At 58.8% G+C, this 609-nt stretch carries 1 protein-coding gene and 1 pseudogene; both read left to right on the top strand.

Going from position 1 to position 609, the window contains the following annotated elements; all coding sequences use genetic code 11:
• Window positions 1–151: 151 nt before the first annotated feature.
• Complete coding sequence (locus tag CFB82_RS43685) at window positions 152–307, top strand: hypothetical protein (protein ID WP_179255546.1); 156 nt, start codon at window positions 152–154, stop codon at window positions 305–307.
• A 121-nt stretch (window positions 308–428) separates the two neighbouring features.
• A pseudogene (locus tag CFB82_RS41790) lies at window positions 429–609 on the top strand (IS5/IS1182 family transposase); the annotation flags it as partial.

The raw sequence follows: 609 nt of genomic DNA, 5'->3' as shown, positions 1-609 counted from the left end.
ACCGAAATACTCTGGCCATCCTTCACCCGTTGCACCGCAAGCGTCCTGAATTCCGGCGTGTGTTGCTGCTTCGGTATCTTCAACATTTTGCTTTCCATTCCGTCGAGTTTACCCGACCTCTTGGAGAACGAAATTTCGGGGGAAGCTCAGGTTGCTCAGCGAGCAGTTTCGCACGCTCGAGGTTCAGGTCAAACAGCGCTGCCAGCGCGTGGCCGATCGCCTGCGCAACGGCGAGGCCATCAGCCTGATCGTCGACAGCAGCGGCATGAAGTTTGGCCGGGCCAGCGAATGGCATCGGCAAAAGTAGTCGGACATGCAAAACATAGTGGAACCAAGCCCTGCAAGGGATTGCCGGGAGCCGGATATGCTGCGAACTCCCAGAACGAATATCGATCTGATTTAGAACCTGGGAGCTGGAGCGCGCCGACATGACCGACGATTTCTTCCGAAGCCGCCTTGATTCGATGATCGACCTGCGCCATCCGCTTGCGGTGCTCGCGACGCGCATGCCGTGGGCGCAGCTCGAAGCTACGATGGCGCCGCTGTTCGCGCATCGCAATCGTGAAGGCATTGCTGCGCAGGTGATCGATCTGTTCGGCGCGACAGCGC

This window comes from Burkholderia sp. HI2714 (assembly GCF_002223085.1).
Taxonomy (GTDB): Bacteria; Pseudomonadota; Gammaproteobacteria; order Burkholderiales; family Burkholderiaceae; genus Burkholderia; species Burkholderia lata_D.
This window is presented reverse-complemented; position numbering and strand designations above follow the sequence as displayed.